This window comes from Pseudomonas sp. NCIMB 10586, from assembly GCF_023127895.1.
GTDB lineage: Bacteria > Pseudomonadota > Gammaproteobacteria > Pseudomonadales > Pseudomonadaceae > Aquipseudomonas > Aquipseudomonas synxantha_A.
The window spans coordinates 492,868-509,495 of the sequence record NZ_SPKQ01000050.1; the positions used below are offsets into that span (position 1 = coordinate 492,868).

Genomic DNA, 16,628 nt, shown 5'->3' on the forward strand with positions numbered 1-16,628 from the left:
AAAACTCAGTAAGTGATGGGGATTTCAAATACCTGGAATGCATCATCCAGCGGTTGGTAGCCCAGCACACGTGTGGTTTCGCTCAAATCCAGACGCTTGAAGCGGTTGTTGGAGATGCCGTGGGCGATCAGGTGCTTCACGCCGACGGTTTCCACTGAGCGTTGCAGCAGTTGCACGGCATCCCGCGGGCTGAGCCACGCGCTGAGGTCGCGGGCGTTGTTCAGGTCGTGGGTTTCGGGGAATTCAAAAGCGCCGATGCGCAGGGCGATGGTCGACAGCGGCGTCTTGGCTGCGTAGTAGCCACACAACGCCTCGCCATAGCATTTGCTCACGCCATACATATTGGCGGGCATCACCGGCATACCGGGGGTGATCTGGCGATCCACCGGGTAGCCTTCGATGGTTTGCGCGCTGCTGGCAAATACCAGGCGCTGCACGCCGGCGGCCACGGCAGCTTCGAACAGGTAGGTGGTAGCGAGTATGTTGTTGGGCAGCAATTCGTTGAATGAGGCACTGGCGTGGGGGATACCCGACAGGTGCACGATTACGTCGATGCCTTCGAGCAGGGTCGCCAGGCTGGATTTATCGCTGAGGTCGGCGTGTACGAAACGGTGTCCACCCAGGTCGAAATCCGGCGCGATGCGGTCAGTGAGCGTGAAGCGGTAGCGGTCTTGCGAGGCCTGGAAAAATGTCTTGCCGATTCTGCCGCAGGCGCCGGTGAGTAGTACGTTGAGTCCGTTCACGTGGGGTCCCTGTGCTTAGTTGTGGCCGTCGAGGGCGAAGGTCTTGAAACCGGCGTGCTGGCTAAGCCGCTGATAGTAGGCGGCAATGGCTGGGTAGGGCGGACGCTGCATGGGCGTTGCCTGCCAGCGGTGTACCGAGAGGCCGATCAAGATATCGGCGAGGGTGAATTCCTCGCCGGCCACATAGGCACCGGTCTTGGCCAGTTGCTGTTCGAGAATGCCCATCTTGTCGTTCCATAGCTGTACCGCGGCGGCGATTTGCGCCGCGTCGAGGCCATCGGGGTTGTTGCGTACCAGCGCGGTGAAGGCGTCGCCCCAGGCGCGGTTGAGTTCGACCGCTTGCCAGTCGATCCATTGCTCGACGCGGGCCCGTGGCGCCGGTTCGACAGGCAGCAGGTCGTGGCGTTGGTACAGGCCGACGAGGTAGCGGCAGATGGTGTTGGACTCCCACAGCACGCCGTGGTCGTCGATCAGCACAGGTATCTGCGCGTTGGGGTTCAGAGCGAGGAACTCGGTGGACTGGGTGGGCTTGAAGCCGATGCCCCAGTCTTCACGCACGTAGTCGATGCCCAGTTCCTGGCAGGTCCACAACACTTTGCGCACGTTGATGGAGGACGTGCGGCCCAAGATTTTCAGTGAATGTCCCATGGTGCTTCCCTGGCGATGGAAAGTGGTCAATCTAGCAGGGGTAAAGTGGGCACGGTTAAAAAATGTGGGAGGGGGCTTGCTCCCGATAGCGGTGGGTCAGTCAACTTACAGATAGCTGACCCACTGCAATCGGGAGCAAGCCCCCTCCCACATTTGGACCGAGTAAGGTCTCAGCAGCGTGGTGTGTGCTGGTCCATGGCCTTGCCGAGCAGCGAGTTAAATGAGGGTGGCAGCTGTACGCAGGTTAGTAGACCGGTGGACACTCAAAGCCGGCGCACCCGAAAGTGCCCTACGCACAGCCGCCATTAACACAGGCAGACTTCTGATCGTTCCCACGCAGAGCGTGGGAACGAGCGGGTCAGGTGCTCTCCCGCACCTGCAACTCAAACCCCATATCCACCACCGGCTTGGCGATCTTGTTGCCCGCCATGATGGTCAACAAATGCTCCGCCGCCCTGCGGCCAATGGCTTCTCGTGGCGTGCTGATGCTGCTCAGGCGCGGCACCATGAATGCCGACGCGGGCAAGTCGTTGAAGCCCAGCACCGCGACACGCTCCGGCACCTTGATGCCGTGACGCATGGCTTCAAGCAGTGCGCCCTGGGCCAGGTCATCGTTGCCGAAGAAGATCGCATCCACATCCGGATGCGCTGCCAGCAATTGCAGGAACAGTTCGCCGCCCAGGCCCACGGAAGAGGGCCGTGGCGTCAATAGTTCCAGCGCTGGGTCGTACATGCCCGCCTGCTGCAAGGCGCGGCGGAAACCTTCACCGCGCAACAACGTGCGCTGATCCAACTGCGCGCCGATGTAGGCCAGGCGCTTGCGCCCCCGGGACAGTAAATGTGCCGCTGCTGTTTCCCCGGCAGCCAGCTGTGAGAAGCCCACGCAGTTCACCCCGGCATTGGGGTCCAGATCCATCATGTACACGCACGGCACATTGCTGGTCTCGACCATTCGTCGCGCGCTTTCGGTGCGGTCGAACCCGGTCAGCAGCAAACCCCGTGGCTGGTAGGCCATGTAGTTGCGCAACAGGTTTTCTTCTTCATCGCGCGAATAATGGGAGTTGCCGATCAGCACTTCAAAGCCCTTGGGCCGCAGTACCTGATGGATGGCTTCCAGTGTTTCGATAAACAACAGGTTGGACAGCGACGGCACCAGCACCACCACCGATTGGCTCTGGGCCGACGCCAGGGCGCGAGCGGCGGGGGTGACCACGTAGCTGAGTTCGGCGGCGGCCTGCTGGACTTTTTCCACCAGTTCTGGGGCGACCGTGCTGATGCCACGCAGGGCGCGGGAGGCGGTGATTGGGCTGACCCCAGCCAGGCGTGCAACTTCATTGAGGGTAGGGCGGCCCGTCGTGCGGGTATTTTTATCGTTCTTGGAGGTCATCAGGCGGCTTGCCAAACAAAAATCGAGGCACTAAGGTAGCGCTGTCTCCAAAGGGCTGCAAATTATTGAACCTAGGGTTGCCTGATCCGGTTCGAATGATTGGAGCAGATGCACGCGTCACTCCATAAAAATGACAAGTCGGCGCGGGAAAAGCCTGTTTTTGCACTAGCCTTATGCTGTGCAAAGGTAGCGCTATCTGCGTCCTGAGGTGTTTCATGAGTCAACCTGTTACCGCCCTGGTCATCATGGGTGTTTCCGGCTGTGGCAAGTCCAGCGTCAGCGAAGCCCTGTGCCGCCTGAACGGCGCCACTGCCATTGAAGGCGACAGCTTTCACCCCGCCGCCAACATCGAAAAGATGAGCGCCGGCCACCCCCTTAACGACGACGATCGCGCCGGCTGGCTCGACATCCTGTGCGATGAACTGCGCCGGTCGCTCACAGCGGGCGAGCATCCTGTGCTCACCTGTTCAGCCCTGAAAAAGAAATACCGCGACCACCTGCGCGAAGCCGCGCCGGGCCTGGGCTTTGTCTTCCTGGAGCTGACCCGCGAAGTGGCCGCCGACCGCGTGTCCCACCGCCCCGGCCATTTCATGCCGGCAAGCCTGATCGACAGCCAGTTCGCCACCCTCGAATCGCCCAAGGGCGAACCGCTGACCCTGGCCCTCAATGCCAGTGAAGACAGCGTCGAGGAGCTGGCCGAGCAGACCAACGCCTGGTGGCTCAAGCACGGCTTTGAACCAACTCATTAATTTTTTGCCGGAAAAGATAGCGCTATCCCCGGCAGGAAATTCAACACCCGCTTTAATAACAACAACAAACAGGAGAGACCCCCCATGTTTGGCATGTCCCACGAGTCTTACCTGCTGCTAGATGCAGTGGTCACTATCATCGGGTTGATCGTTCTGATCACCAAGTTCAAGGTGCACCCGTTCATTGCACTGATCATCGCGGCCGGTTTCCTCGGCCTGACCTCGGGCATGCCCGTGGACAAGATCATCAAGGCGTTCCAGGACGGTTTCGGCGGCGTGCTCGGCTTTGTCGGCATTATCCTCGCGCTGGGCACGATGCTCGGCAAGATGATGGCCGAATCCGGCGGTGCCGATCAGATCGCCCAGACCCTGATCCGCGCCTTCGGCAAAGAGAAGGTCCAGTGGGCCATGATGTTTGCCGCGTTCCTGGTGGGCATCCCGCTGTTCTTTGAAATCGGCTTTGTGCTGCTGATCCCGCTGGTGTTTATCGTGGCACGGCGTACCGGCGTGTCGCTGATCAAGATCGGCATCCCGCTGCTCGCCGGCCTGTCGGCGGTACACGGCCTGGTGCCACCGCACCCGGGCCCGCTGCTGGCGATCGGCGTATTTGGCGCAGACATCGGCAAGACCATCCTGTATGGCCTGATCGTCGCACTGCCGACCGCCATCATCGCCGGCCCGATCTTCGGTACGTTTATCGCCAAGTACATTCCGGGCAACCCGTCCCAGGAACTGGTCGATCAACTGGCCCGCGAGACGGATAACAAGTCGCTGCCAAGCTTTGGCATCACCCTGGTCACCGTGCTCTTGCCGGTGTTCCTGATGCTGCTCAAAACCTTTGCCGACATCGCCTTTGCCGAAGGCAACGTGGTGCGCAACTGGATGGACATGATCGGTCACCCGATCACCGCCTTGCTGCTGGCGTTGCTGCTGTCGCTCTACACCTTTGGCCATCGCCAGGGCATCCATTCCAAGCAGATCCTCAAGCTGCTCGACGCCAGCCTGGCGCCGACCGCCGCGATCATCCTGATCATCGGTGCCGGTGGTGGCTTCAAGCAGATGCTGGTGACCAGCGGCGTGGGTGATGTGATCGGTCATATGGCAGTGAACGCACAGATCAACCCGATCCTGCTGGCGTGGTTGGTGGCGGCGGTGATTCGTATCGCCACCGGTTCAGCGACGGTCGCGACCATTACCGGTGCAGGCATTGTGGTGCCGGTGGTCGGCATGATTCCGGGCGTCAACCGCGAGTTGCTGGTGCTGGCGACGGGCGCGGGTTCGTTGATCTTGTCGCACGTCAACGATGCGGGGTTCTGGCTGGTCAAGCAGTACTTCAACATGACCGTGGCCGAGACGTTCAAGACCTGGACGGCGATGGAGACCATCCTGTCGATCGTGGCGCTGATCTTCATCATGTTGCTGTCGTTGGTGGTGTAAGCCACACCGCACAGTCTGGGGTGAAAACCCAATCAAATGTGGGAGGGGGCTTGCTCCCGATGGCGGTGGATCAGTCACCAGATGTATCGACTGAACCACCGCCATCGGGAGCAAGCCCCCTCCCACATTTTGACCGAGTTAGACGCTGGCTTTGGGTACTAGCCCATCCGCCCTGAACATGCCACGAATCCCGCGCACCGCCTGGCGGATCCGGTCCTGGTTTTCGATCAGCGCAAAGCGTACGTGATCATCGCCATACTCGCCAAAACCAATCCCCGGCGACACACACACCTTCGCCTCCAGCAGCAACTTCTTGGCAAATTCCAGCGAGCCCATGGCGGCATACTGTTCGGGGATTTTTGCCCAGACGTACATCGACGCCTTGGGGTTCTCCACCATCCAGCCCAGCTCATGCAAGCCCTTGACCAGCACGTTGCGGCGCTGGCGGTACTGCTCGGCGATGTCTTTGACGCACTGCTGATCGCCTTCCAGCGCAGCAATCGCTGCGACTTGCAGCGGTGTGAACGTGCCGTAGTCGTGGTAGCTCTTGATCCGCGCCAGGGCGTTGACCAGTTCGGGGTTGCCCACCATGAACCCGATGCGCCAGCCGGCCATGTTGTAGCTCTTGGACAGGGTAAAAAACTCCACCGCGATGTCCTTGGCGCCGGGTACCTGCATGATCGAGGGGGCTTTCCAGCCGTCGTAGACGATATCGGCGTAGGCCAGGTCGTGCACCACCAGCACGTCGTATTGCTTGGCCAGGGCGATCACTCGCTCGAAGAAATCCAGCTCCACGCACTGCGCGGTGGGGTTGGACGGGAAACCGAGGATCATCATCTTCGGCTTGGGGATCGAGCCACGAATCGCCCGTTCCAGCTCGGCGAAAAAGTCCACGCCCGGCACCAGCGGCACCGAACGTACCTGGGCACCGGCAATCACCGCACCGTAGATGTGAATCGGGTAGCTGGGGTTGGGCACCAGCACGGTGTCGCCCTGGTCCAGGGTGGCCAGCATCAGGTGCGCCAGACCCTCTTTGGAACCGATGGTGACGATGGCTTCCGACTCGGGGTCGATATCCACTTCATAACGGTCCTTGTACCAGCGCGAAATCGCCCGGCGCAGGCGCGGAATGCCTTTGGAGGTGGAGTAGCCGTGGGTGTCTTCACGCTGGGCGACGGTGACCATTTTTTCCACAATGTGCGGTGGCGTGGCGCCGTCGGGGTTACCCATGCTCAAGTCGATGATGTCTTCGCCGCGCCGACGCGCAGCCATCTTCAGCTCGGCAGTGATATTGAAAACGTAAGGGGGGAGTCGATCTATGCGCGCAAAGCGGCGCGGCGAACCTTGGTCGGCCATTGTTGCCTCGAGAGTACGTAAGCGCCCGGAACCGTCCGAGCGACGTCGGCCACTGCGGTGGCCTGCGAGGCAGACAATACGGGCGATGATGGCAAGTTGTCCAGATGCGTAGGAAAAATTTCTACATGGAGTGTGGCGCGGATATGCCCCTATACTCGATGCGGGTTTGTTCCCTCATAAGAAGGAGACTGTTCGTATGGATCAGCAGACAAAACAACCGTTGGAGCCACGCATGGAAGCCGGCAAAGCGCTGGTGATCGCCGGTGTGCAAGGGCGTTATTCGAAGGCCACCGTAGGCGATATCCCCAAGTTATGGGAGCTGTTTGACACGTGCATTAAAGACATCAAAACGCGCGTCGGCGGCGTGACGTACGGGGTTTGCTACAACCCCCACCACGGCGAATTCGATTACATGGCGGGGGTTGAAGTCCCGACCAAGGGCAACGTGCCCAGCAACTTCGAGTTCATCGAAATCCCCCCGCTCAACTATGCCGTGTTCCCCCATTACGGGCCGGTGCAGGCACTTGAGCAAACCTACGAACGCATCATGTTCGAATGGCTGCCGCATTCGGGCTACAAGGTGATGGGGGCGGATTTCGAGCGCTATAGCGCAGATTTCGATGGGAGGAAGGGCACGGGGACGGTGGAAATCTGGCTACCGGTTGGAGAGCGGGGCTGACTCCGCATTCGATGTCACGTAAACACGACAGGCGCGCGTGAAAGTCCTGTTTACGTGACATTACCGTTATGAACTGAATATCCAGCGCAACCGGCGCTCATACCCGACCCGCCCCTTGTAGGCCTCGCCGCTGTCCACCCATCCCGCCCCGAGATACAGCCCCATCGCCGCCAGGTTGTGCGTGTCCACAGACAACTCCAACCCTTTGATCTGCGGCCACGCCTCAAGCGCCATGGCTGGTAGCGCCTGCAAACACGCCTTGCCGAACCCGAGCCCTTGCTGATGTCGATCCACCTGCAACGCGTGCAGTGTGGCGCTGTGTTCATCGGCCCAATGGGGCAGGCACGGTGGGCGCTTGAGCAAGAGGAAGGCGACGGGAATGTCGTCGGCCAAAAACGCAAAGCCTTTGACCCCAGGGTTAGGGTTGGCCAGCAAGGTATTAAGGGCGCAGTACATATCCCCGCAAAACGGCAATTGTTCAGGATGAACTTCGATGGCGCCCACTTGCTGTTGTTGCACAGCATTGAGCGCCTCGTAGGCAACAAGGCGGGTTTGCATCGGGCTATCCGAACGGCTGCAAAGAAGGGCTCAGTTTATCGGGTTTGACCTATGGGAAATTATTTTTCCGTGGTGTGTCGATTGGCACGAAGGCCATTCGACTAAGAGTGTCCTACGTGATTTTCCACCCCAAGGAGTCATCGCCATGAGCACTGCCATCAACCACCTGATCGAGCAATGGAAACAAGCCGTCGTCAGTCGCGATATCGACAAGATTGTCAGCTTTTACGCCGACGATATCGTCTCGTTCGATGCCGTAACCGCTTTGCAATTCAAAGGCAGGGCGGCCTACCACGCGCACTGGGAAGAATGTATGAAGCATTGCCCCGGCCCCGGTATCTTCGAGTTTCATGAGCTGCATATCGTCGAAGCGCCAGACAGCGCGTTCGCTCACTGGCTGGCCCACTGCGGCGGTGCCGGGCCCGATGGTGAGGTGAAAGCCTGCTGGATGCGCGTGACCGCTGGGTACCAGCGCATCAATGGCCAATGGAAGGTGGTGCATGAACACTGGTCGGCGCCCTTTGATATGCAAAGCGGCACGGCACTGTTCGATCTGGAACCCTGAGCGCCGCGAACTATAGTCAGTCATCCGAACACGGAGAACGCCATGAAATATCTGTGCCTGATCTACAGCGACGAACAGGTGTTGCACACCTCGGCCGACAGCCCCCACGACTCGGAGTGTCTCGCCTATGCGCAGGCCATCCAGGCCAGCGGGCGGATGCTGGCCGCCGAGCCGCTGGAGCCGGTGGCCACCGCCACCACCGTGCGTATGCGCAATGGCAAGTTGTCGATCACCGACGGGCCGTTTGCCGAAACCAAAGAGCAGCTCGCCGGGTTCTACCTGATCGACGCCAGGGACCTTAACGAAGCGATCCAGGTGGCGGGTGACATTCCGGCGGCCCGAGTCGGCAGTGTGGAAGTACGCCCGGTGCGCGAACTGAACGTGCCGCAATGACGCTCAGTGGTCAGGTCGAAGCCATCTACCGCAGCGAGTCACGGCGTGTGCTTGCCACGCTGATTCGCGTGCTGGGTGATTTCGACCTGGCCGAGGAGGCGTTGCACGAGGCGTTTTTTGTCGCCGTGCAGCGCTGGCCCGAGGACGGCATACCGGATAACCCACGGGCCTGGCTGGTATCGACCGGCCGCTTCAAAGCCATCGACCGCCTGCGCCGCCAGGCGCGGTTTACCCCGTTGCTGCAAGAGCAGGCCGACACGCTGCAGGCAGCTGACTGGAGCGATGACGACGTGGAAGATGACCGCCTGCGCCTGATCTTCACCTGCTGCCATCCGGCGCTGGCCCCTGATGCCCAGGCCGCGCTGACCCTGCGTGAGATCTGCGACCTCAGCACCGAGCAAATCGCCCACGCGTTCCTGGCCACACCTGCCACCATCGCCCAGCGCATCGTGCGCGCCAAGGGCAAGATCCGCGATGCGAAAATTCCTTACCAAGTGCCGTCCCGAGCCGAATTGCCCGAGCGATTGGACAGCGTGTTGCGCGTGATTTACCTGGTGTTCAACGAGGGCTACACGGCCTCCACTGGGGCGGACCTGACGTGCGAAGACTTGACCCTGGAGGCCATTCGCCTGTGCCGTTTGCTGATGCAATTGCTGCCGGAGCCGGAGGTGATGGGCTTGTTGGCGTTGATGCTGTTGCATGAGTCGCGAAGGCCCGCACGCATCTCGGCCAACGGCGAACTGGTGCTGCTGGATGCTCAGGACCGTGGGCTGTGGGATAGATCTCTGATAGCTGAAGGCTGCAACCTGGTGGAGCAGGCGCTGAGCACCCGGCGCTTCGGGCCCTATTGCTTGCAGGCGGCGATTGCGGCGGTGCACGCCGAGGCTGCCTGCGCCGGGGAAACCGATTGGCGACAGATTATCGGGCTCTACGATGTACTGCTCAGAGCGGTACCCTCGCCGGTGATCGAATTGAACCGGGCAGTTGCGGTGGCGATGGAGCAGGGGCCATTGGTGGGGTTGGCGCTGGTGGAGGGCATTTTGCAACGCGGTGACTTGCACGATTACCACTTGGCGCATTCGGCCCGCGGGGAGTTTTGCCGGCAGTTGGGACGGCTTGAAGAGGCCCGTGCAGCGTACGAAAAAGCTCTGTCGCTGACCCAACAAGTCCCGGAAAAGCGCTTCATCATGCGCCGCCTCGCCGAACTCAATCCCCCCAGACAATGACTATCCAAATGTGGGAGGGCTCAGTCGAGCATCTTGCCCAGCAACCAACTCCCAGCAGGCCCCGGTGGGTGTTGGCGTGACCACAACGCATCCACCGCCACCGAGCGCGGCCAACTGCGAACCTTGAGTTCGACCAACTGATTGCCGCCAAAACGTTCCACCAGCCAGCGTGGAATCGGTGCCCAGCCAAAACCCAGTTGCGCCATCTCCATCAACATCAGGTAACTCGGTGCCGACCACACACGCTGAGTGCTGCGGTTTTCATTGGGGTTGATGATGCTCGCCAAGCGCAGTTCCCGGTGTTGCTGCAAGACGTGCGCAAGCACCCTGTCCAGGCCAGCCAATGGGTGTTCAGGCGAAACGAACAGCGCGATTTCCGTGCGTTCTTCCACGCAGGAGAAGGTTAGATCCGGCGGGTAAATCTCTTTTTTCTCGATAAACGCAATCTGTGCCCGGCCGCTTTGTACCAGCGCGATCAGGTCTTCGCATTCGGCGATCAGGCATTCCAGCTCAAGGTCCGGATAGCGTTGCTCGAAGGCTGTGAGGGCGATTTCGAATCGATCCGATTGGTAAGTATCGGACATGGCGATACTCAACTTCGGCTCCAACCCCTGGGATAACTGACTGGCGGCCAACTCCAGGCGACTGCTGGCCTCCAGCACCTGTTCGGCCCGTTGCAGCAGTACCTGCCCCGCCGCAGTCAAGGTGGGTTTGCGGCTGCTGCGATCAAACAGCACAACGTCCAGGTCAATCTCAAGGCTGGCCACCGCCGCGCTGACAGTCGACTGGCTTTTGCCCAGCTTGCGCGCAGCGGCGGAAAACGAGCCTTGGGTAGCGGCCTGGACAAACGCCTGGAGCACTTCGTGGGAGGCCATACTATCGCCTTGCTCGATGGTTATTGGTTATGAAGTATCGAGACAAAGCCTGATCATGGCAACCATCGTCATTCACGGAGCCGGGTCATGAACCCTACCAAGTCGATTACTGAACGTGTTTTCCAAGCCCTGGGTTTTGAAGGCTTGGCCTTGTTGATCTGTACGCCGCTGTTGGTATGGATCACCGGCAGGCCGGCACTGGAGATGGGCGCAGTGACCCTGGGCATCAGCCTGCTGGCCCTGAGCTGGAACGTGGTTTTCAACAGCCTGTTCGACCGCCTCAAAACACACCTGCAACTGGCCAACAGTGGCTGGACCCGTGTGCTGCACGCGCTGTTGTTCGAGGGCGGCCTGATCCTGCTGGCAGTGCCGTTGATTGCGACCTTGATGAAGATCAGCCTGTTGGAGGCGTTCATCCTCGACATTGGTGTGCTGCTGTTCTTCCTGCCGTACACCTATGTGTACCACTGGGGTTATGACGTGTTGCGCGAGAAAATCGTCGGTAAAACCCCAGTAGCCCTGTAGGTGGGCGCCTACAGGAACATCCCGCCCGACGCCTCGATCCGCTGGCCGGTGATCCAATGGCTGCCATCGGCCAGCAATGTCGAAATCGCCCCGCCAATGTCGTCCGGCAAACCGGCGCGGCCCAAGGCCGTGTTATTGGCGACCATGGCATTCACATCGCTGTTGTCGCGCACCGCGCCGCCGCCGAAGTCGGTGGCAATCGCGCCCGGTGCCAGGGTGTTCACGGTAATACCGCGTGGGCCCAGCTCTTTGGCCTGGTAGCGCGACAGCACTTCGACCGCTCCCTTCATCGACGCATAGGCTGCATACCCCGGCAGGCTGAACCGCGCCAGGCCGCTGGATATGTTAATGATGCGTCCGCCATCGCTGATCAACGGCAGCAGTTTTTGCGTGAGAAAAAACGGCGCCTTGACGTGGATCGCCACCAACTGGTCGAACTGGGCTTCGGTGGTCTCGGCGAAGCTGGCGTGGGCAGCGATGCCTGCGTTATTGATCAGAAAATTGAAATGATCCTGAGCGAAAACATCCTTGAGCAACGCGCCGACCTGGCCGACGAACCCATCGAAGCTTGCGCTCTGGCTGACGTCCAGTTGCAGCATGGCGGCGCGGCCACCCAATGCCTCCACTTGGGCAACTACGGCTTGGGCCTCGCCTGCGGCGCTGTGGTAGGTGCCGATAATGTCTACGCCTTGCGCAGCCAGGTGCAGCGCAGCGCTTTTGCCCAGGCCACGGCTGGCGCCGGTGATGAGTGCGATTTTACGGGTCATGGTGCAGTCCTCAGTGATAGTTAGTGGAACTGAGTGTATTTGTCCGGTCATGACGTGATAAACAGGCTGATATCGGAATCACTGGCCGGATAAGGCGAACAATCTAATGAACAAGCTTGAGCTGCTGCGCACCTTCGTACGCGTCACTGAGTTATCGAGCTTTACCCGGGCCGGCCAAAGCCTGGGTTTGCCACGCTCTACGGTATCCGAGCATGTGCAGGCGTTGGAGGAGTTGCTCGGCGCACGGCTGTTGCAACGCACCACGCGCAAGGTGCAGGCGACCCAAGACGGGCGTGTGTTGTATGAGCGCAGCAAGGATTTGTTGGCGCATATGGAAGAACTGGAAGGGTTGTTTCGCCAGGATGAAACCCAACTGGCCGGGCGCATACGGGTGGATATGCCCAATGTCATGGCGCGGGGTTTGATCGTGCCGAACTTGCCCACGTTCATGACGCGCCATCCTCTGATCGACATCGAGATCAGCGGCTCGGACCGCCAGGTGGACCTGATCGCCGAAGGGTTTGATTGCGTCGTGCGCGTCGGTGCCCAGCCCGACCAAACGGTGGTGGCGCGACGGGTGTGCAGCATGCCGATGGTCAACTGCGTGAGCCCGGCGTATCTGCAACGCTGCGGTATGCCTGCGACATTGGCTGACCTGGCGAATCACCAATTGGTACATTACGTGCGGCCCCTGGGCGCACGCTCGGCAGGGTTCGAATACCTGGTGGGCAACAAGGTGCAACGTTTGCCGATGGCAGGAAGGGTGACCGTCAACAGCACCGATGCGTATCAGTCGGCGTGCCTGGCGGGTTTTGGCATTACCCAAGTGCCCCAACTCGGGATCCGCGATTTATTGGCCAGTGGCGAGTTGGTAGCGGTGCTGCCGGATTACCAGGCACCGCCTCTGGACGTGTATTTACTGTACGCCGGCCAGCGGCATTTACCGCTGCGGGTGCGGGTGTTCATGGACTGGTTGACCGCCACCCTGCAAGCCCATCTTTAACGGCGCGCCGACAACTGCTGCGGCGCCAGGAACGCATCGTGGAAGTAATCGCGGAAGGCTTGCATCGCCGGGGTAAACGCGCGCTCGCGGTGCCAGGCCAGGCCGACGCTCATGGGCGTGACCGGGTCGGTGACGGTCAGGGTTTCGATGCGCTTGCCTTCCAGCGACCAGGGCCGGTGCACCAGGTCCGACAGAATCGCCACGCCGCTGCCATTGGCAACCATGCTGCGCACCGCTTCCACCGAGCTGGTGCGCAGCCGCACCCTGGGGGTTTGCCCGGCCTGTTCCCAATAGCGCATGGCACTGTGTTCGGCTTCATCGACGGTCAGCAGGATGTAGGGCTCTTGCGCCACGTCCGCCAGGCTGACGGCTCCGCGTTCACACAATGGGTGATGGCTGGGCAGCCACAGGCGGCGTTCGGAGTTGAACAGGATTTCAGAGACGATATCCGCGTGGGTGAGGTTGGCGGTAAGCACCACGGCCATGTCGAACTGGCCATCGAGCAGGCCCTGTTCGATGGCCTGACGTTCCTGCTCGAACACCTCGATAGTCACGTCCGGATGCCAATGCTCCATGCGCTGCAAATGGTGCGGCAGGAAATAACCCAGCACTGTGTAGCTCGCCGCCACCCGTAGCACGCCGCTGGCGCGGTAATCCGGCAGCGGGCTGTTGAGGGCGTCTTCCACGCTGCGCACAATCACATAGGCGCGGTTGAGAAAATGTCGACCGGCGTCGGTGAGGTTCATGCCCTGGGCCGAGCGCACGAACAACTGCACGCCGAGCATGGCTTCCAGCTCCTTGATCGCCGTGGTCACCGCCGACTGGGAAATATTCAGGTGAATCGCTGCCTGGGAAATCTGGCCGATTTCAGCGGTGGCGACGAAGTAGCGAACCTGGCGCAAGGTAAGGGACATAGTCAGTATCTGATTTTCAGAAGATAGGCCATCTGATAATAGATCTTCCCAAGGGGTCAAGCCCGAGCCTACTTTCCTGGCATCACTTATGGCGGAGCAATCTTGATGCGGGCAGTGGATTTCAATTCGGACATGGGCGAAAGCTTCGGCCCCTGGACTATCGGCGACGGCGTCGACGCAGAGCTGATGGCTCACATCAGCTCGGCCAATATCGCCACCGGCTTTCACGCCGGCGACCCCGGCACCATGCGCCGCACTGTCGAGCGCGCCAAGCAATTGGGGGTGGCTATCGGCGCTCATCCGGGTTTTCGCGACCTGGTGGGCTTCGGTCGTCGGCATATCAACGCCCCGCCTCAGGAGCTGGTGGACGATATGCTCTACCAGCTTGGCGCGCTGCGTGAAATGGCCCGCGCCCAAGGCCTGACCTTGCAACATATCAAGCCCCACGGCGCGCTCTACATGCACCTGGCCCGCGATGAAGAGGCTGCGCGGCTATTGGTGCAAAACCTGCAAATCATCGAGCCGACGCTGTTGCTGTACTGCATGCCCAATTCGGTGATCTGGCGCATTGCCAAGGAACTGGGACAGCCGGTCGTGCGCGAGTTCTATGCCGACCGTGAGTACGATCTGAGCGGCTCCATCGTGTTCACCCGCAATGTGCGTGCACTGGACGCTGACACCGTTGCAGCCCGTGTCCTGCGCGCTTGTCAGAGCGGGCTGGTACGTACCGTGGAAGGCGAAGACCTGGTGATTGAATTCGATTCCATCTGCCTGCACAGCGATACCCCTGGTGCCCTGGACTTGGTGCAAGCCACCCGCGAAGCGTTGGACCAGGCCGGTATTGAAGTCCGGCCCCCCCAATAAGAGCGGTACCTCACTTTTTTGCCTGCCTTTCTACAATGATTCCAAGAGGAACAGACATGGCTGAAACGTCCCCCATCCGCTACAGCTTCGGCGGTGATGAACACCTGTTTGCCGAGGTCAGCGACAGCATGTCCCTGGAGGCTTTTTTCAAGGGCATGGCGGTGACCCGCGCCGTGGAACGCCTGGCGCTGGAAGGCGTGCTGGATGTGTGCCTGGCCAATGCATCCTTCCAGATTCGCTTCGACCCCGACCGCATCGCGCCCCATGTGCTGCTCGACGCGGTGCAAGGTGCCGAAGCCCAGGCGGTGGCCGAGCGCACGCTGCACACGCGCATCATCGAGATCCCGGTGCTCTATAACGACCCCTGGACCCACGAAACCCTGATGCGTTTTCGTGACCGCCACCAGGACCCCAGCGGCACTGACCTGGAATACGCCGCACGCATCAATGGCCTGGCCGATGTGGATGCGTTTATCGCCGCTCACAGTGGCGCACCGTGGTTTGTGTCGATGGTCGGCTTTGTCGCGGGGCTGCCGTTCATGTTCCAGATGGTCGAGCGCGAACGGCAATTGCAGGTGCCCAAGTACCTGCGGCCGCGCACCGACACGCCGAAACTGACCCTGGGCCATGGCGGCTGTTTTGGTTGTATCTATTCGGTTCGCGGTGCCGGCGGTTACCAGATGTTCGGCGTGACCCCGGCACCGATCTACGACCCGCAGCAGCAGTTGGCCTACCTCAAGGAGCACATGGTGTTCTTCCGTCCTGGCGACATCGTGCAGTTCAAGCCGATGGACCGGGAGGCTTACGACCTGGCCGTCGCCGAAGTGGAAGCCGGGCGTTTCGATTTGCGCATTCGCCCGGTCGAATTTTCCCTCGATGCCTTTCTCGCGGATCCCATTGGCTATCCGCAAACCCTGCAGGAGGCGCTGGCATGATCAAGGTGCTCAAACCCGGCCTCGCCACCTCCGTGCAGGACCTGGGGCGCGAAGGTTATTACCACCTGGGCATTCCGCCATCGGGGGCGCTGGACCAATACGCGCTGAGTGCAGCCAACCATCTGGTCGGCAATCCAGTGGGCGCGGCTGGCCTGGAATGCACGCTGATCGGGCCTGAGCTGGAGTTCCAGCACGACGCGCTGATAGCGTTGAGCGGCGCCTTGATGTCGCCGCGCCTGGACGGCGAAGTGGTGCATCAGGACACCGCCTTCGCCGTGCGCGCCGGGCAGGTGCTGCGCTTTGAGTTTCCCGTGGCCGGCGCGCGGACTTACCTCGCCGTTGCCGGGGGCATCGACGTGCCGTTGGTGCTTGGCAGCCGCTCCACCTACACCCTTGGTGCTCTCGGTGGGTTTCACGGGCGGCGCTTGCAGGAGGGCGATCTGTTGCCTATCGGCACGGCCAGCGGTGCGGGGCGTGCGGGCAACAGCTTGCCGATGGCGTTGCGTCGTTCGGTGGGCGGTGATGTCACGTTGCGCGTAGTGCCGGGGCTGTACTACGAGCGCTTGACCGACGCGGCAAAAAGCAGCTTTTTTGCCGAGCCGTGGACGGTGGGCTCCGAGGCCGATCGCATCGGCTATCGCTTCAAGGGCGGCAGCGCATTGAGCTTCCAGCCGCGGGAACAGCCGTTTGGCGCGGGCTCCGACCCCTCCAACATCGTCGACAGTTGCTACCCGATTGGTTCGATTCAGGTACCGGCGGGGGTGGAACCGATTGTGCTGCATCGCGATGCGGTGTCGGGCGGTGGCTACGCGATGATCGGCACGGTGATCAGCGCCGACCTGGACTTGATCGGGCAGATGCAGCCCAATCAGCGAGCGGGGTTCGTGGCGGTGACATTGGAGCAAGCGCTGGAGGCGCGGCGGGTCTACAAAAAGCGCCTGAAGGCCATGGCCGGACTCTTCACACCCTGAAGAAACATAAAACCAAATGTGGGAGGGGGCTTG

The 16,628-nt window shown here is 60.9% G+C and carries 19 protein-coding genes; 11 read left to right on the forward strand and 8 right to left on the reverse strand.

Annotated features, from left to right (window positions below; all coding sequences use genetic code 11):
• Positions 1-5: 5 nt before the first annotated feature.
• From E4P01_RS25800 to E4P01_RS25810, 3 genes are all read right to left on the reverse strand, one after another.
• A complete protein-coding gene (locus E4P01_RS25800; RefSeq protein WP_032879781.1) occupies positions 6-743 on the reverse strand; it encodes an NAD(P)-dependent oxidoreductase in 738 nt (245 codons plus the stop codon).
• Positions 744-758: 15 nt separating this feature from the next.
• The gene (locus E4P01_RS25805; RefSeq protein ID WP_216092005.1) at positions 759-1,391 is read right to left on the reverse strand and encodes a glutathione S-transferase; all 633 of its coding nucleotides are present in this window, start codon (positions 1,389-1,391) and stop codon (positions 759-761) included.
• Between the two features lie 358 nt (positions 1,392-1,749).
• Positions 1,750-2,781, reverse strand: a complete 1,032-nt coding sequence (locus E4P01_RS25810) for a LacI family DNA-binding transcriptional regulator (RefSeq protein WP_248130169.1) — start codon at positions 2,779-2,781, stop codon at positions 1,750-1,752.
• A gap of 212 nt (positions 2,782-2,993) precedes the next feature.
• On the opposite strand from E4P01_RS25810, the gene E4P01_RS25815 reads away from it, so the two are divergent.
• On the forward strand, positions 2,994-3,527 hold the full coding sequence (locus tag E4P01_RS25815) for a gluconokinase (RefSeq protein WP_032879784.1): 534 nt from the start codon (positions 2,994-2,996) through the stop codon (positions 3,525-3,527).
• An 84-nt stretch (positions 3,528-3,611) separates the two neighbouring features.
• A complete protein-coding gene (locus E4P01_RS25820) occupies positions 3,612-4,964 on the forward strand; it encodes a GntP family permease (protein WP_005790708.1) in 1,353 nt (450 codons plus the stop codon).
• 138 nt (positions 4,965-5,102) lie between these two features.
• Here E4P01_RS25820 and alaC read toward each other — a convergent pair whose 3' ends face one another.
• Entirely contained in the window at positions 5,103-6,320 is a 1,218-nt protein-coding gene (alaC, locus tag E4P01_RS25825) for an alanine transaminase (protein WP_032879786.1), read from the reverse strand.
• Between the two features lie 196 nt (positions 6,321-6,516).
• On the opposite strand from alaC, the gene E4P01_RS25830 reads away from it, so the two are divergent.
• Positions 6,517-6,999: a GyrI-like domain-containing protein gene (locus E4P01_RS25830; RefSeq protein ID WP_216092004.1), complete on the forward strand. Its 483-nt coding sequence runs from the start codon at positions 6,517-6,519 to the stop codon at positions 6,997-6,999.
• 66 nt (positions 7,000-7,065) lie between these two features.
• Here E4P01_RS25830 and E4P01_RS25835 read toward each other — a convergent pair whose 3' ends face one another.
• Positions 7,066-7,557 (reverse strand): GNAT family N-acetyltransferase, encoded by a 492-nt coding sequence (locus E4P01_RS25835; RefSeq protein ID WP_216092003.1) that lies wholly within the window; start codon positions 7,555-7,557, stop codon positions 7,066-7,068.
• Between the two features lie 145 nt (positions 7,558-7,702).
• Between E4P01_RS25835 and E4P01_RS25840 the strand changes: the two genes are divergently transcribed.
• From E4P01_RS25840 to E4P01_RS25850, 3 genes are read left to right on the forward strand one after another with little or no spacing between them, the layout of a single operon-like run.
• A complete protein-coding gene (locus E4P01_RS25840; protein WP_216092002.1) occupies positions 7,703-8,122 on the forward strand; it encodes a nuclear transport factor 2 family protein in 420 nt (139 codons plus the stop codon).
• Between the two features lie 42 nt (positions 8,123-8,164).
• On the forward strand, positions 8,165-8,515 hold the full coding sequence (locus E4P01_RS25845) for a YciI family protein (RefSeq protein ID WP_216092001.1): 351 nt from the start codon (positions 8,165-8,167) through the stop codon (positions 8,513-8,515).
• Entirely contained in the window at positions 8,512-9,741 is a 1,230-nt protein-coding gene (locus E4P01_RS25850; RefSeq protein ID WP_078822137.1) for an RNA polymerase sigma factor, read from the forward strand. Before E4P01_RS25845 ends, E4P01_RS25850 begins: the two co-directional genes overlap by 4 nt.
• 20 nt (positions 9,742-9,761) lie before the next feature.
• On the opposite strand, the gene E4P01_RS25855 is transcribed toward E4P01_RS25850, so the two are convergent.
• Positions 9,762-10,616 carry a LysR family transcriptional regulator gene (locus tag E4P01_RS25855; RefSeq protein WP_248130161.1) on the reverse strand — a complete coding sequence of 285 codons (855 nt, stop codon included), beginning with the start codon at positions 10,614-10,616 and terminating at the stop codon, positions 9,762-9,764.
• A gap of 87 nt (positions 10,617-10,703) precedes the next feature.
• Between E4P01_RS25855 and E4P01_RS25860 the strand changes: the two genes are divergently transcribed.
• Positions 10,704-11,141 carry a multidrug/biocide efflux PACE transporter gene (locus tag E4P01_RS25860; RefSeq protein WP_005790692.1) on the forward strand — a complete coding sequence of 146 codons (438 nt, stop codon included), beginning with the start codon at positions 10,704-10,706 and terminating at the stop codon, positions 11,139-11,141.
• 8 nt (positions 11,142-11,149) lie between these two features.
• Here the strand turns inward: E4P01_RS25860 and E4P01_RS25865 are convergent, their stop codons facing one another.
• Positions 11,150-11,908: an SDR family oxidoreductase gene (locus E4P01_RS25865; protein WP_005790690.1), complete on the reverse strand. Its 759-nt coding sequence runs from the start codon at positions 11,906-11,908 to the stop codon at positions 11,150-11,152.
• 106 nt (positions 11,909-12,014) lie between these two features.
• On the opposite strand from E4P01_RS25865, the gene E4P01_RS25870 reads away from it, so the two are divergent.
• Entirely contained in the window at positions 12,015-12,911 is an 897-nt protein-coding gene (locus E4P01_RS25870; RefSeq protein WP_216092000.1) for a LysR family transcriptional regulator, read from the forward strand.
• Here E4P01_RS25870 and E4P01_RS25875 read toward each other — a convergent pair.
• Entirely contained in the window at positions 12,908-13,825 is a 918-nt protein-coding gene (locus E4P01_RS25875; protein WP_005790687.1) for a LysR family transcriptional regulator, read from the reverse strand. The genes E4P01_RS25870 and E4P01_RS25875 overlap by 4 nt on opposite strands.
• A gap of 105 nt (positions 13,826-13,930) precedes the next feature.
• Here E4P01_RS25875 and E4P01_RS25880 point away from each other — a divergent pair, with 105 nt between their 5' ends.
• From E4P01_RS25880 to E4P01_RS25890, 3 genes are read left to right on the forward strand one after another with little or no spacing between them, the layout of a single operon-like run.
• Positions 13,931-14,689: a 5-oxoprolinase subunit PxpA gene (locus E4P01_RS25880; protein ID WP_216091999.1), complete on the forward strand. Its 759-nt coding sequence runs from the start codon at positions 13,931-13,933 to the stop codon at positions 14,687-14,689.
• Positions 14,690-14,745: 56 nt separating this feature from the next.
• Positions 14,746-15,624, forward strand: a complete 879-nt coding sequence (locus E4P01_RS25885; protein WP_216091998.1) for an allophanate hydrolase subunit 1 — start codon at positions 14,746-14,748, stop codon at positions 15,622-15,624.
• The gene (locus E4P01_RS25890; protein ID WP_248130162.1) at positions 15,621-16,595 is read left to right on the forward strand and encodes a biotin-dependent carboxyltransferase family protein; all 975 of its coding nucleotides are present in this window, start codon (positions 15,621-15,623) and stop codon (positions 16,593-16,595) included. The genes E4P01_RS25885 and E4P01_RS25890 overlap by 4 nt, the downstream gene beginning before the upstream one ends.
• Positions 16,596-16,628: the final 33 nt, after the last annotated feature.